Source organism: Gaoshiqia sediminis, from assembly GCF_025907915.1.
Classification (GTDB): domain Bacteria; phylum Bacteroidota; class Bacteroidia; order Bacteroidales; family Prolixibacteraceae; genus Gaoshiqia; species Gaoshiqia sediminis.
The window spans coordinates 16,131-28,240 of the sequence record NZ_JAPAAF010000004.1 but is presented as its reverse complement, the minus strand read 5'-3'; the positions used below and the strand labels follow the sequence as shown (position 1 = coordinate 28,240).

The following is a 12,110-nucleotide window of genomic DNA, read 5'->3' as shown; positions in this document are numbered from 1 at the left end:
GAGTTTTTAAAGAGCGACCACGATGAGACGAGCCTAAACGGATAAAAAAACGGGTTTCTGTAGCCGTCCGTCCGGTTACAAAAACCCGCTATTCAAATCCAAGCCACAATAATTTATTTTACCAGGTTCTCACGGATTTTTGTCAGTGTTTCAGTCAATTCCAGAACTTGTTTTTCTGTCATGGACGTTGTTCCTTCCTCCTGAGCATAAATGGCGTTGATCCGTTTAATATCTTCCTGCACATCGCTTAGCAATTCTGAACCTTCAAAATAGGCCAACATTTTCTCCAATTCGGCCAACGGCTCTTTTTGAAAAAGAATAGCCTCAATAATTTTGGGATTTTGGAAGGTATTTTCAGAAATGTGCGTGGTCAGGTAAAGGCCTTCGATCACTGTTCCTGATAATACCAGGTACGACAGCTCGGTTCGTCCTTGTTTATTCAGGTACGAATAGGCATTCTGGAACATATCAGTAACAATTTCAACCAATTTGTCTTTGTTGTCCATACTGGCTTCAATCTGGTCAGCCAAATCCTGATCAAAAGCGGAGGTAAAATCCAACTCGCGCACCAGCGTTTCGCTGGCTTTAAAAAAAGCCTGAATATCGTTCTTTTGATTATAAGTAGTGGCATATGCCAAATCGGCGGTATAAATTCCCAGATTGATGGCTTTGCTCTTTTCGCTCAAATAACTGGAGGCTTTTTCAGGATCGTTGGCAATGCCCACAATATAACTGGCTTCAATTTCATTCAGCATGTTGGTTACCTCAAACGCGGAGGGCAAGGGATAAGCATATTCTTCAATTTCCTGCTTGATGGTTTCTTCTGCTACCGGTGAACTTTTTTTGGAGCTTTTTCCGGTGCAGGATGAAAATCCGGCTGAAAATATTCCTGCTACAATAGCCAGAGAAATGAATTGGTATGCTTTGTTCGTTCTCATTTGTTTTTGTTTTATTGTTAATCTTAGTTGAATTTCCACCATCACAAACACCTGACTCCCTTCCTTTCGGAATAAAAAAGAGTTTCTGTCAGGCCGTTGTAAATTTTTAGCTAAAATAATATAAAAATGTTGGCTCCTATGAAAATGAAACTGATTTTTTCACAAAGTTAATTTGAAGTGAACAGGGCAAGTTTGACTGATTTACCAAAAAGATAAGGACACGCCATCAGTCGTTCAATCAAATCTGGTTACAATAAAAATTAAAGTTACTATTTTGAACTGATCAGCCTGATGAACTCTTCGCGGGTGGCAACCCGTTCAAACGCACCGGTAAAGTCGGAAGTAGTGGTGATGGAATGTTGCTTTTGGACGCCCCGCATTTGCATGCACAGGTGCTGGGCCTCGATGACCACCGCCACTCCCAGCGGGTTCAAGGTCTTCTGGATACACTCTTTGATTTGGCTGGTTAGCCGCTCCTGAACCTGCAGGCGACGGGCAAAAGCATCCACCACCCGGGCTATTTTACTGAGTCCGGTAATGTATCCGTTGGGAATATAGCCCACATGTGCTTTCCCGATAAAAGGCAGCATGTGATGTTCACATAAGGAATAGATTTCGATGTCTTTCACGATCACCATTTGCCGGTAGTCTTCTTTAAACATGGCGGCCCGCAACATGGCTTCGGGGTCCTGCTCGTAGCCCTGCAACAGAAACTGCATAGCTTTAGCAACGCGCATCGGCGTTTTCACCAAGCCTTCCCGGTGAATATCTTCCCCCAGCAATTCCAGTATCCCGGCATAATGCTCACCTATTTTCTCCGTCGAATCTTTATCAAAACGGTCAATTCGCTGATAACCACTTTGGTCTCCGTTAAAGGTATGTTCCATAATTCAATGCATTAGTGCTGTTGCGCGATTGTAAACGGTATGAACCCACAAAGGTAAAACTATCTCGTTCCAAATTTAAGTTCCGTTACATTTATTCCGGCAAAAGATGAGGAAGATAAGAACACGAAACCAGCCACAACCATCACTTAAAACCTCAATATCAATACATTAAAGATCAAAAACCGAAACAAGCAGCTCGCGATACCTACTTGGACTCTATGAAGAAACGATTGAAGACTGACTGGCAACAATCATTTGTCGCGAGTAAATACCCAGTTTGTGCCCTTCGTGAGGCGGCTGTTAAAATAGTAACCTTCCAGATCGAAAGCTTTCAGGTCTTCGGGGTCCGACAGGTTATTCTCAACCATAAAACGCCCCATCAATCCTCTGGCCTTTTTTGCGTAAAACGAAATAATCTTGTATGCTCCGTTTTTGTTGTCTTTAAACTCCGGGGTAATCACCTGTCCGTTTAGTTTTTCGGTATCAATTGCCTTAAAATACTCCTGGCTGGCCAGGTTTATCAACACACCACCGGTTTGGTTCACCTCCCGGTTGAGTGCTTGCGTAATTTTATCGCGCCAAAAGTAGTACAAATCCTTATTGCCATCCACGCTAAGGCGGGTACCCATTTCGAGCCGGTAGGGCTGAATCAGGTCCAGCGGTTTCAACACGCCGTACAATCCCGACAAAATGCGTATTTTTTGCTGGGCCACTTCAAATTCAGCCTCCGAAAATGACGTCGCATTCAGGCCCTCGTACACATCGCCATTGAAGGCCAGAATAGCCTGCTTCGCATTCTCGGGGGTGAAGGGAGTTTCCCAACGCAGGTTGCGTTCAACATTCAGCTCGGCCAATTTAGCCGAAATGCTCATCATCAACATCAAGTCTGATGTCTTCATTTTACGCAATAGTTCGTTGATCTTTTTTGACTCGGGCAAAAACTCGGGCAACGAATAAACGTTGGTAATGGCTTTCGACTCAAAGTCGAGCGATTTGGCAGGCGAAATAACAGCAATCATTCTGGTCGATTTTAGTTTAACAAACAATTCCTTTGCCTGAAATCTAGGATTCCCGGCGAATCAGTTGCACCACATTTTCAACATGATGGGTATGCGGAAACATATCCACCGGCTGAACGCGTTTGACTTCATAAGCGGCATCCATCAACGACAAATCACGGGCCTGGGTGGCCGGGTTGCAACTTACATAGACAATCCGTTGAGGAGCGGCATCCAGGATGATGTTAACCACGTCGTCGTGCATCCCGGCTCGCGGAGGATCGGTTATAATGACATCGGGGTGGCCATGCTTCCGAATGAAATCCCCGTTCAGCACCTCTTTCATATCACCCGCAAAAAAGGTGGTATTTTCGATGTTGTTGATGGTTGAATTGACTTTCGCATCTTCGATGGCCTCGGGGACATACTCAATGCCGACAACTTTGCTGGCGCGGTTTGCCACAAAATTGGCAATGGTACCGGTACCCGTGTACAAGTCGTAAACCACCTCGTTACCCGTCAATTCGGCAAATTCACGCGCTACTTTATACAATTCATAAGCCTGGCCGGAATTGGTTTGGTAAAAGCTTTTCGGGCCAATTTTAAAACGGAGGCCTTCCATTTCCTCAAAAATATGGTCGCGCCCATGAAAAACATGAATATCCTGGTCGGTAATCGTATCGTTTGCCTTTGAATTGATGACGTACATGATGGAAGTCAGCTCCGGAAATTCGTTGGCCACAGCTTGCAACAGCGCCTCACGTTTGCTTTTGTCTTCGTAATAAAAGGCTACAATCAGCATATTTTCGCCGGTTGATGCCGTGCGCACAATCATGTTCCGCAGAAAACCCTGCTGATTACGGATGTCAAAAAAATCGAGCTGATGTTCCAGTGCCCAGCTTCGGATGAAGTTGCGCAGTTCGTTTGACGGCGCAGGCTGCAGCCAGCACGTATCAATATCAATAATTTTATCGAACAGGCCGGGAATGTGAAACCCCAGCGCATTCATTTGTACAGGTTCGGTACCCTCTCCGATTTCCTCGGGAGTAAGCCATCGCTTATTGGAAAAACTGAATTCCAACTTGTTCCGGTAATAGGTTTGTTTGGCCGAACCCAGTATCGGACTAATCTCAGGGAGATGAATCCGTCCCAGGCGGAGAAGCTGATCGGCCACTTGCTTCTGCTTGTAAAACAACTGTTTTTGGTAAGGGAGATATTGCCATTTGCAGCCCCCGCACACACCAAAATGTTCACAGAACGCATCCACCCGGTCGGTCGATTTTTCGAGGATGCGGACCACCCTTGCTTCCGCGTAATTTTTTCGTTTTTTGGTAACCTGTAAGTCAACCACATCACCCGGAACAACATGTGTCGTAAACACCACCAGATCCTCAACCCGTGCAATGGCCTTTCCCTCGGCACCAATATCTGTTATCGTCACGCCTTCGTAAAAAGGCTTACTTTTTCGGCTTCTTCCCATGAAATCTTAAAATTTCAACAAAAATAAACAAAACCTGCTAACCTCTTTCAGAAAAACTGACGGGAACCAATTTTTAGGAAATATCCGGAAGAACCAGCAGCGGGTAGAAAGTTTCGGTCATTTTTTCGAACATTGAGTGTGCGAAAAAGATAGTTAGTAACTTTGTGGAAAGAAACAAAATGAATGGTATGAAAAAGCGCTACTGGATCCTGATCCTATTAATCCTGGTAATCGCAACCGGCCTGTTTTTCCTCTCTACCCTGACAAAAAACTGGTTGGTAAAAAACAGTGAGGAATTAACCGGTAGAAAACTTGCCATAGCCGAACTTCATTTCAACTATTGGGAAGTGGCTGTTCGCGCCAGGCAGGTGACATTGTACGAGGCCAACCAAGTGGACAGCTTTATTTCGTTCAGCGAACTGTATATCAACTTTGCCCCTTGGAAATTACTGGGAAAAGAGTATTCATTTTCGGAAATCAGCTTAGACCGCCCACGTGTAAACCTGGAAAAAAACGGCGACCTTTTCAATTTCAGCGATATGCTGCCCGAGAGTGACAGCTCCCTGGTTGCCGAAGCTGAACCGAAAAATAACGAACTTAAATTCAGCATCTATAATTTAAACATGACAAACGGAGAAGTTCACTTTTCCGATCTTCAAATGGGAAATCACATAGAACTCAACAAACTGAATTTCAATCTTCCGCTGATTGCCTGGAACAACCAACAATCCAATGTCGGTGCCGAATTCAATATTGGCGAACTGGGAAAAGTTGTGCTTAATGCGACTGTTGACAATGCAGAAAACACATACGATATAACCGTGCAGACTACCGAAGTGCCCTTGCATCCGGCAACCGGCTACCTGAAAGAATATATGGATGTGGACACGCTGAAAGGGCTGCTGAACTCGGACCTGCAAATTGCCGGGAGCATGGATGACATCATGGACATCAGAATTTCGGGACAGGCAAAAATAAATAACCTGGCTATCGTGGACGGCGCTTCACAAGAAATCCTGTCCGCACCGGAAACCCGCATCAGCCTGAAAGACATCAACCTGAAAAATTTTCATTTCGGTTTCTCAAGTATTGAACTCGATCAGCCTAGCCTGTATGTGGAACGCAATCCGGAAATGACCAACCTCGAACGTTTTTTCCTGCCGCTTTTTCAGACAGACACGATACAAGTGGTTGAAATCAGTATGGTTGACAATTCCGGACCCGAAACGACTTATGCGATTGACAGCCTAAAGATCCAGAATGGCCGGGTTCTATTTGCCGACAAAACCCTCAACCGCGAAGGCATTACCCGCATCAGCAACTTGGATGTCAAAGTATCGGAGCTTTCGGAAAACTCAACAGCTATTCCCGTCACTTTTTCGGCAAACCTGAACAATGGAGGGGATATTCAGGGAACGGCGGTATTAAACATGGTTGACCCCATGAATTTTGAATTTGAAGGCCACCTGAAACGCCTCGACCTGGTCAGTTTCTCACCTTACTCGGAGTTTTACATTGCTTCGCCTTTCACCCAAGGCTGGTTTAACTACAACCTGCAGATAAAAATTGCGGATCAATATCTGACCAACCAAAATAAAATCAAGGTAGAAGAATTGGAATTTGGGAAACGGACAGCAGACAAACCTTTCGTAAAAGTACCCATCCGCCTGGCTTTGTATATCCTGAAAGATGCCAAAGACAATATTACCATCGACATGCCGGTTTCCGGTTCCACGGCCGACCCGCAGTTTAAAGTGGGCAAACTGATCTGGAAAACTTTTATCAACCTAATTGAAAAAACGGCACTTTCGCCATTTAACGCCCTGGCAGGCCTGGCTGGTACCAATCCTGAAAAAATGGAGCTGGTCCGGTTTGAATATACGCAGGACAGCCTGATGCAAGAGCAATATGCTACGTTGGATGCACTAGCCAGGATACTCAGCAAAAAACCGGAACTGGTGCTGATTATGACCCAACGCACAGACGCAACTGCTGAGATGGACCATCTGTCCATGAAACTGGCCAAAACAGATTTCATGCAACTGCGCCGGATAACCGAACTTCCGGAAAACACAGATACCGCCTTTCTCTCGTTCGTGCGGGAAAAAGTCGCGGAGCTGGATTCCATTGGCCTTGAAAAAGCCTTGCCCGAATTAATTCCGGCAAGCCGCATCCAAGCCGAATTCAGGGAACTATTGGAAAAACGCAACCAACTAATTCGTGACTACTTTACCAGCAAGGGCCTCCCGGAAACATCGGTACAGGTGTCAACTGCTGATTTGCGCAACCTGCCCGAAGAAATCAAACGCCCCGAATTTAAGGTTGAAGTTTCGCTGCAATAGCCAGAAAAAGGAGGAAACAAAGAGAGGCCGATCTATTAAAAAATCGGCCTCTCTGTTCTGATAACGATAGCTGTAATCCCTTAATATTTAATCAAGCGAATCACCTCCATCTCTTGACCGGCAGGTAGCGATATCTTTAACTCGATGTCCGTCAGATTGGCCACTCCGGTAACGGTGGTACCATCAGCCTGTGTCCACTCCACGGTGTAAACGTCGCTCAACCCGGAAGGGGTCAGTATCGCCACCGACTGAAGGTTTTCGTATCCCAGCAGTTCGCCGTTGACCAGCACCAAACGCTTCTTTCCCTGTTCAACCGTCACCACATCCACAAAGTAAGTGAGGTTGTAGTATAAATTTTGCGGACGATATAACTCGTCATCAGTACCACTATTTACAACCGGCGTCGATGCCATCGATTGTACCTGAGACTGTGACTGCATTTGCACCCGTTCTTTTGGTTGGGGTACCGGAGCAACAATGCCGGGCTGCACCGTTACATTTTCAGGCAGCGACTTTAGTTCGCTCAGAGCATCAGCCAATGCCTCCGCATAACCCTGTTGAAAATCTTTCGAACGGCCTTTGCCTTCCTGGCTCCATACCGTCCGGTTTTGGCAATCTTTCAGCTTCACCAGCAACCGGTTCTGAAACATGTTGGGCACTTTTTCCAGATCAACGGTCAGCGCCTCGCAATAATCAGCGGGACGCTCAGCCGTTTCAAAAACCGTTTTGATTGATTTCGAATCAAACAGTTGCTGCAAGACCGAACTAACTCCGTGCGGATTAAAACCACTTCCAATATCCGAAAAACCGGTTGGAATAATCACATACTGATAGGATTGCTGAGCAAAAGACATCGTGCTCATCAACAAAAACAAAAGAAAGAAGCTATATTTTTTCATATTGATATAAATTAACGACGAACTTGTTTTGAACAGACCAAACTACAAATTTTTGGGCAGCAAACCAGCTGCTGTCGTCAGGATTTCAAATTCGTTTTAACTTTACACAGTAACGACACGGTTTTAAAAAGAAAATAACCAGATGGAGAAATATACCGACATACCGTTGCCCATCCGATTTAACCCTTTTAAACACCATTTGGGCTATCTGTTCACCCAATTGGAAAACATGCCACCCGAAGAGTTTGCAGCCTTGTGGGACCCAATTTGCAACAACTACATCGACCTTTATACCGGAATGCTAACGCCTGCTGAGATTGCCAGGGCCATCATCAAGGAGCTGCAAAACAGACAAGCTTTTATGCCCAGTGAATTTGCGAGATGGCTGGCCTTAAAAATCGGGTATCAGCAAATTGAACTTTCGGACCAGTCACAGTGGATTGTCCGCCAAGGAGACGAGCCGGAACGTTACATCCACATTCATCCGGCACGGACCGGGCAGTTTTCCATCCGCTTTAAAGGTTCGACCCTGAAAACGGCTTGCCTGATCAGGGCCAGTCAAAAAACACAGATGAACGAACCGACGCTGAATTTCGTCAACCAGATCCGGTTAAAAAACGGGCTCTCGCCCATAAAAAAACTGGAACCGTGTAAGGGAATACTGAAATGTTACGCGCTCTTTTTTGGCAGATTTGATTGAGTTGCCCTCCACACTCCCTCCAATATCAACGCTTCTGTCTTCCTGAGCTCTGGATGAACCTGTTTATCCCTTCCTGACGTAAAATAATGAGCAAGAAGGTTCCATTGAAAGGTCGAAAAGCTTTTCATGAAGGGTTGCAACAAAACATCAAACGCCATGAAACAAGCCATGTTTCGGTTTTATGAAGAGCTGAACATCCATTTGCCCGAGGAGATGCGAAAAGTGTGGTTCTGCTTCCCGTTTGCCGAGGGAACAACCATCAGCGACATGCTTAAGATAATGGGCATACCGGCAGAGGAAGTAGATTTGGTTTTAGTGGATCAGCAATCGCGTAACCTGGATTACCAGTTACAGGATGGCGAACGGATATCGGTGTACCCGGTATTTGAGCGGTTTGATATTGAGCCGGTGGGCACGGCGCACGAAAGTCCCCTGCGAAGTACCACGTTTTGCTGCGACGTCCACCTGGGGAAACTGGCCCGTTTTCTTCGCATGTTAGGATTCGATACCCTGTATTCCTCCCGCTTCGATCCGGATGCACTTAGAGAGGCATCGCTACAGGAAAAACGAATTTTGCTCTCGCGAAGTTATGCGCTGGTTACCCATCCGCAGGTGAAACGCTCCTTTTGGGTCCGCTCGGCCGATCCGAAGGAACAGCTGAAGGACCTTTTTGAAAAACTGGATTTGTACCGGCAACTAAACCCGCTGTCCCGCTGCCTGACTTGTAACTCGATGATTGAAACCATTGAGAAACAAGCCATCCTACACCGGTTGGAGCCACGAACGGCAGCATATTATCAGGAGTTTTTCATCTGCCGGAGTTGCGACCAAATTTTCTGGAAAGGCTCTCACTTTGAGAGCATGATAAATTTTATACGCCAAGAGGTTTTAAACAAGAAAATGAACGACGGAACAGGATGAAAAATGAAACGCATCAAGATCATACCGGTGAAAGTGGAATGCCATTCGGGCCATAAGGCCGATGAATACCCGACGTGTTTCTACCTGAACGATAAAAGGATTGACATCCGGCAAATTGTTGACCGCTGGTACCAAAGCGATCAACATCCCGATTTTCCGGCAGCCGATTATTTTAAAGTGCTAACCAACCAAAATCAGCAATTTCTGCTGAAACACGAATGGAAACACAATCGCTGGCTGCTGATTGTTCCGGATGAGCCGCTGTATATCCGATTTTCATACAACTGATTTTATCAATACAGAAAAGGGCGCCCCAATCATGTCGGAGCGCCCTTCTTCTGCTTCACTATGAATGTTTTATTTTACCGAAAACTTATAAATGGTTGTTGAACGCAAGGTATCGCCTGGCTGCAAAATTGTATTCGGGAAATTAGGATGATTGGGTGAATCGGGATAGTGCTGGGTTTCCAGGCAAATACCGGTCCGGTAGTCGAATTTTTTACCGTATTTCCCGGTGATTGTTCCGTCCTGGAAGTTACCCGAATAAAACTGAATGGCCGGCTCGGTGGTAAACACTTCCATAAAACGGCCCGATTCGGGTTCGTAAACACTGCTGGCAAAGGTCAGCTCGTTACTGTGCTGGTCTTTGTTCAGAATATAATTATGGTCGTATCCTTTACCAATAATCATCGGCGCATAGTCCGAATTGATCCGATCACCAATAGCATAAGGGCTGGTAAAATCCAGATCCGTTCCTTTGATCGATGCAATCTCGCCTGTGGGGATCAATTCGTCATCGATAACGGTAGTTGAGTCGGCATCAATAACCATTACATGGCTAAGAATGTCGCCGTTTCCTTCCCCTTTCAGGTTAAAATAAGCGTGGTTGGTTAAGTTGAACGGACACGCTTTATCGGTAGTGGCCTCGTAATCAATTTTCAATTCGTTTTGATCGGTCAGCGTATAAGTTACTTTCACATCCTTATTTCCTGGAAAGCCAAATTCACCATCCGGACTGTGGATGCTCAACACAACAGCCGGTCCGTCGGCAGTCATGGTTTCTTCAGCATCAAACACCCGGTTTTTGAAACCAACAGGGCCGTTGTGCAAGCAATTCCCGTTGTCGTTAGCCGGAAGCTGGTAAACTTCACCGTCGATTTCGAAAGTGGCATTACCGATACGGTTGGCATAAGGTCCGATAATAGCTCCGTATTCGTTGTGCAGGTCCAGATATTCCTGGATGGATTTGAACCCCAGGTTCACATCGGCCAGCTTTCCTTCGCGGTCCGGCACCATGATCGATACAATTTTTCCACCGTAATTCGTCAGGGTCACTTTCACTCCACTGGCATTTTCCAGGGAGAATAGTGTCGTTTGCTTACCATCTACCGTGGTTTCAAAATCGGTTTTTGTGTAAAGCGCTTCTTCCTTTTTAACAGGCTGTTGGCAGGCAATACCAGCCACCAGAAAGACCATTGCAAGTCGTTTCATAAGTTGAATGTATTAGTTAAATTGAATTTGAATTTCTAAATTTCATCCAAACAAAGGTTAAAAATACTTTTATGATTGCCAATAGTCAATCCCCGGGTAATCATCAATTTTTTAAAATTGCTGTACAACAGAAATATAATATCAAAAGGAATTTAGTAAGAGGAAAAAGATCGGTAATTTCCACCCTCCTTTTCGATCGGCCACCCGGCCAAAAAGGAGCACAAAAATCTGTATTTCAAGTAACCACCAGCTTAACCATGGGATTTCGGCATGAAACCGTATAAGAAAAAGCGTTTGCACATCAAGAACATGGCCTACCCCGGGTGCATCGAAACGGTGCATGAGCAAGCACTAAAAGCCGGGCTGCGGGTAAAAACGGTCAAGTTGGGCAAACTTACTCTCGAAGAAAGAATTACCGAAGAACAACTAAACTTGCTTGCAGAAGGTCTTACAAAACACGGTTTCGAAATCATCACCGACAAATTTATCCGCCTGATTGAGTCGGTTAAAATTGAGATCATCAAAATCATCCACCACGGCAAAAATCTGCCGGCCAACCAAACCTACTCCACCTATTTGCCTTTTGTCCTGGGGCGAGAATACAACTACCTGAATGGCCTGTTCATGCGCATGGAAAAAACTACCATTGAAAAGTATATCCTTCAGCAAAAAATTGAAAAGGCTAAAAAACTGCTCTGCGAAAACGAATTACCATTGAAAGAAATTGCCGAAAAACTGGGATTCAGCAACACACAGCACCTGAGTGCCCAGTTTAAAAAGACAACTGGCTTGGGTCCTTATCAATTCAGGGAACAGTTGCAAAAATCCGGCAAGATTTTGAAATAACGGACAATTGGGGAACTGAGGAATGGTAGCTGAGTTTCCTGGATTAAACGACCATTAGACGTGGAAAACTAACCCTGATTTACAATCATTCACAAAACACCTAAACCATTTCAGCCAAAAAACCGTTTATTTTGTAGTGATTACTTCAAAATGATCCGAAAAATAGAACATATTACCATCACGGCCTTGTTTCTGATCCTGACTTTGGGCTTTACCGTATCCAGGCATTATTGCAGAGGCGCTTTGGTACATGTATCTTTTTTTTCAGCCGAAGTATCGTCGTGTACCGAAGGCGGAATGACTTGCGAAGCCGACGGTTGTTGCCAGGATAAGCATCAAGTCGTTCAATTGGACGAAGACTATGCTGCGCCTGTGGTACAGAAACATGTTGCTTATTTCCCGGTCATTTTTGCCGAATTCATGGTCCCGGCCGTCGGCAGCCATTTTATTCAGGAAGCAAATTCTGCTTTTACCCCGGCCGAACCGCCGCCCCCGCGCGAAGTAACCTACCTGCTTTCCGACATCCAGGTTTACCGTTTATGATTTCTGAATAAATCACGGGCTTAAACTATTTTAAATCCGGCAGTTACCGTTGCATCCGCATGTAA

Annotated in this window: 13 protein-coding genes; 7 read left to right on the top strand and 6 right to left on the bottom strand. The window is 45.3% G+C overall.

What is annotated here, in order from left to right; all coding sequences use genetic code 11:
- Positions 1-113 precede the first annotated feature (113 nt).
- From N2K84_RS04170 to rlmD, 4 genes are all read right to left on the bottom strand, one after another.
- Positions 114-938: a hypothetical protein gene (locus N2K84_RS04170; RefSeq protein ID WP_282590522.1), complete on the bottom strand. Its 825-nt coding sequence runs from the start codon at positions 936-938 to the stop codon at positions 114-116.
- A gap of 269 nt (positions 939-1,207) precedes the next feature.
- On the bottom strand, positions 1,208-1,825 hold the full coding sequence (gene folE, locus N2K84_RS04165) for a GTP cyclohydrolase I FolE (protein ID WP_282590521.1): 618 nt from the start codon (positions 1,823-1,825) through the stop codon (positions 1,208-1,210).
- A gap of 251 nt (positions 1,826-2,076) precedes the next feature.
- Complete coding sequence (yaaA, locus tag N2K84_RS04160; protein ID WP_282590520.1) at positions 2,077-2,844, bottom strand: peroxide stress protein YaaA; 768 nt, start codon at positions 2,842-2,844, stop codon at positions 2,077-2,079.
- Positions 2,845-2,887: 43 nt separating this feature from the next.
- Positions 2,888-4,303 (bottom strand): 23S rRNA (uracil(1939)-C(5))-methyltransferase RlmD, encoded by a 1,416-nt coding sequence (gene rlmD / locus N2K84_RS04155; RefSeq protein WP_282590519.1) that lies wholly within the window; start codon positions 4,301-4,303, stop codon positions 2,888-2,890.
- A gap of 188 nt (positions 4,304-4,491) precedes the next feature.
- Between rlmD and N2K84_RS04150 the strand changes: the two genes are divergently transcribed.
- Positions 4,492-6,645: an AsmA family protein gene (locus N2K84_RS04150; RefSeq protein ID WP_282590518.1), complete on the top strand. Its 2,154-nt coding sequence runs from the start codon at positions 4,492-4,494 to the stop codon at positions 6,643-6,645.
- 80 nt (positions 6,646-6,725) lie between these two features.
- On the opposite strand, the gene N2K84_RS04145 is transcribed toward N2K84_RS04150, so the two are convergent.
- Positions 6,726-7,544: a hypothetical protein gene (locus N2K84_RS04145; protein WP_282590517.1), complete on the bottom strand. Its 819-nt coding sequence runs from the start codon at positions 7,542-7,544 to the stop codon at positions 6,726-6,728.
- 142 nt (positions 7,545-7,686) lie between these two features.
- On the opposite strand from N2K84_RS04145, the gene N2K84_RS04140 reads away from it, so the two are divergent.
- From N2K84_RS04140 to N2K84_RS04130, 3 genes are all read left to right on the top strand, one after another.
- A complete protein-coding gene (locus N2K84_RS04140) occupies positions 7,687-8,244 on the top strand; it encodes a hypothetical protein (protein WP_282590516.1) in 558 nt (185 codons plus the stop codon).
- A gap of 126 nt (positions 8,245-8,370) precedes the next feature.
- Positions 8,371-9,165, top strand: coding sequence for a Mut7-C RNAse domain-containing protein (locus N2K84_RS04135; RefSeq protein WP_282590515.1), 795 nt, complete (start codon positions 8,371-8,373; stop codon positions 9,163-9,165).
- Between the two features lie 3 nt (positions 9,166-9,168).
- Positions 9,169-9,453: a cytoplasmic protein gene (locus N2K84_RS04130; protein WP_282590514.1), complete on the top strand. Its 285-nt coding sequence runs from the start codon at positions 9,169-9,171 to the stop codon at positions 9,451-9,453.
- Positions 9,454-9,522: 69 nt separating this feature from the next.
- On the opposite strand, the gene N2K84_RS04125 is transcribed toward N2K84_RS04130, so the two are convergent.
- Complete coding sequence (locus tag N2K84_RS04125) at positions 9,523-10,656, bottom strand: aldose epimerase family protein (protein WP_282590513.1); 1,134 nt, start codon at positions 10,654-10,656, stop codon at positions 9,523-9,525.
- A 71-nt stretch (positions 10,657-10,727) separates the two neighbouring features.
- On the opposite strand from N2K84_RS04125, the gene N2K84_RS04120 reads away from it, so the two are divergent.
- The 3 genes from N2K84_RS04120 to N2K84_RS04110 all read left to right on the top strand — a co-directional run bounded on the left by N2K84_RS04120 (position 10,728) and on the right by N2K84_RS04110 (position 12,045).
- Positions 10,728-10,940 (top strand): hypothetical protein, encoded by a 213-nt coding sequence (locus tag N2K84_RS04120; protein ID WP_282590512.1) that lies wholly within the window; start codon positions 10,728-10,730, stop codon positions 10,938-10,940.
- Positions 10,927-11,502 carry a helix-turn-helix domain-containing protein gene (locus N2K84_RS04115; RefSeq protein ID WP_282590511.1) on the top strand — a complete coding sequence of 192 codons (576 nt, stop codon included), beginning with the start codon at positions 10,927-10,929 and terminating at the stop codon, positions 11,500-11,502. Before N2K84_RS04120 ends, N2K84_RS04115 begins: the two co-directional genes overlap by 14 nt.
- Positions 11,503-11,652: 150 nt before the next feature.
- The gene (locus N2K84_RS04110; RefSeq protein ID WP_282590510.1) at positions 11,653-12,045 is read left to right on the top strand and encodes an HYC_CC_PP family protein; all 393 of its coding nucleotides are present in this window, start codon (positions 11,653-11,655) and stop codon (positions 12,043-12,045) included.
- Positions 12,046-12,110 lie beyond the last annotated feature (65 nt).

Excerpts from the sequence above, each read along its gene's own strand:
- N2K84_RS04170 (WP_282590522.1), bottom strand. The coding sequence starts at position 938 with ATGAGAACGAACAAAGCATACCAATTCATTTCTCTGGCTATTGTAGCA.
- folE (WP_282590521.1), bottom strand. The coding sequence starts at position 1,825 with ATGGAACATACCTTTAACGGAGACCAAAGTGGTTATCAGCGAATTGAC.
- yaaA (WP_282590520.1), bottom strand. The coding sequence starts at position 2,844 with ATGATTGCTGTTATTTCGCCTGCCAAATCGCTCGACTTTGAGTCGAAA.
- rlmD (WP_282590519.1), bottom strand. The coding sequence starts at position 4,303 with ATGGGAAGAAGCCGAAAAAGTAAGCCTTTTTACGAAGGCGTGACGATA.
- N2K84_RS04150 (WP_282590518.1), top strand. The coding sequence starts at position 4,492 with ATGAAAAAGCGCTACTGGATCCTGATCCTATTAATCCTGGTAATCGCA.
- N2K84_RS04145 (WP_282590517.1), bottom strand. The coding sequence starts at position 7,544 with ATGAAAAAATATAGCTTCTTTCTTTTGTTTTTGTTGATGAGCACGATG.
- N2K84_RS04140 (WP_282590516.1), top strand. The coding sequence starts at position 7,687 with ATGGAGAAATATACCGACATACCGTTGCCCATCCGATTTAACCCTTTT.
- N2K84_RS04135 (WP_282590515.1), top strand. The coding sequence starts at position 8,371 with ATGAAGGGTTGCAACAAAACATCAAACGCCATGAAACAAGCCATGTTT.
- N2K84_RS04130 (WP_282590514.1), top strand. The coding sequence starts at position 9,169 with ATGAAACGCATCAAGATCATACCGGTGAAAGTGGAATGCCATTCGGGC.
- N2K84_RS04125 (WP_282590513.1), bottom strand. The coding sequence starts at position 10,656 with ATGAAACGACTTGCAATGGTCTTTCTGGTGGCTGGTATTGCCTGCCAA.
- N2K84_RS04120 (WP_282590512.1), top strand. The coding sequence starts at position 10,728 with ATGATTGCCAATAGTCAATCCCCGGGTAATCATCAATTTTTTAAAATT.
- N2K84_RS04115 (WP_282590511.1), top strand. The coding sequence starts at position 10,927 with ATGAAACCGTATAAGAAAAAGCGTTTGCACATCAAGAACATGGCCTAC.
- N2K84_RS04110 (WP_282590510.1), top strand. The coding sequence starts at position 11,653 with ATGATCCGAAAAATAGAACATATTACCATCACGGCCTTGTTTCTGATC.